We start from the raw sequence: 1,271 nt of genomic DNA, 5'->3' as shown, positions 1-1,271 counted from the left end.
CTGGGTGCTCAGCGAGACCGCACCCGAACCCGACGCGGACGCGGACAGGAACACCGTCCCGGACTGGTCACCGACCGGCTGGTTCACACCCACCGTCGGCGCAGCCGGCGGGTCGGGGTACGGCTGGGACTTGTCGGTGCTCAGACCGGTACCCGGGGCACAGCCCCAGGCACCCGCGCCCTGGTCCGCGAGGATCTTCTCGGCGATGAGGATCTGCTGCTGCTTGCTGGCCAGGTCCGGGCGGGCCGCGTACGCGGTGCCACCGTAGTACTGCCAGTTCTGCATGTTGATCTGCAGCCCGCCGTAGTAGTTGTTGCCGGTGTTGATGCTCCAGTTGCCGGTGCTCTCGCACTGCGCCACCTTGTCCCAGGTCGCGACCGATGCGGCCATGGACGGGGTCGCGGCAGTCAGCGCGCTGATTGCGATGGCCGGGACTGCTACGGCGACGCGCAGAAGTATCGACTTCCTGGTGGCCACGGTTGATCTCCTTGAGAGGCGGCCGGGGCGAGGGCGGCACCGGCGGGTGGTTCGGGTGGTCGGGCACAGGGCAGCCCCCGGGCAGGAGGCGGTGGTGTTGCCCGGGGGCTGTGATTGGCGCTCGCGGCTCGGGAGTTACAGGCCGGTCTGGTTGGTGAGGCCCTGTTCGGCCCAGTTGTTGTCGTTGTTGTAGTCGACGGTCTCGAGGAGGTCGCGGTCGTTGGGCTTCTGGGTGAAGACGTGGATTCCGCCGGTGGAGTCGATGGTGGTGGCGGCGGAGCCGGTCATGGCGTAGGTGTAGCCGGCGCGGTTGGACAGGCTCTCTTCGGCCCAGTTGTTGTCGCCCTTGTAGTCGACGGTCTGGAGGAGTCCGCCGTCGTTGGCCTTGCGGGTGAAGACGTGGATTCCGCCGTTGTTGTCGACGACTGCGGCGGGTGAGCCACCCATGGCGTAGGTGTAGTCGGCGCGGTTGGAGAGGTTCTGTTCGGCCCAGTTGTTGTCGTTCTTGTAGTCGACGGTTTCCAGGAGTCCGCCGTCGTTGGCCTTGTGGGTGTAGACGTGGATGCCGCCCGCCTTGTCGACGACTGCGGCGGGTGAGTCGCTCATGGCGTAGGTGTAGCCGGCGCGGTTGGACAGGCTTTCCTCGGCCCAGGTGTTGTCGTTCTTGTAGTCGACGGTCTCCAGCAGGTTGCCGTCGTCGGCCTTGCGGGTGAAGACGTGGATGCCGCCGTTGTTGTCGACGACGGCTGCGGGGGAGCCGCCCATGGCGTAGGTGTAGTTGGCGCGGTAGTTGA

At 66.7% G+C, this 1,271-nt stretch carries 2 protein-coding genes; both read right to left on the bottom strand.

Annotated features, from left to right (window positions below):
- On the bottom strand, positions 1–477 hold a 477-nt coding region (locus ACZ5ON_RS36085), incomplete at its 3' end, for a transglycosylase family protein (RefSeq protein ID WP_465601859.1).
- Between the two features lie 135 nt (positions 478–612).
- On the bottom strand, positions 613–1,271 hold a 659-nt coding region (locus ACZ5ON_RS36080; RefSeq protein ID WP_465601856.1), incomplete at its 5' end, for a PLL family lectin.

The organism is Kitasatospora sp. NPDC032150, from assembly GCF_055579945.1.
The sequence above is the reverse complement of the archived record's forward strand: the minus strand, read 5'-3'. Positions and strand labels throughout refer to the sequence as shown.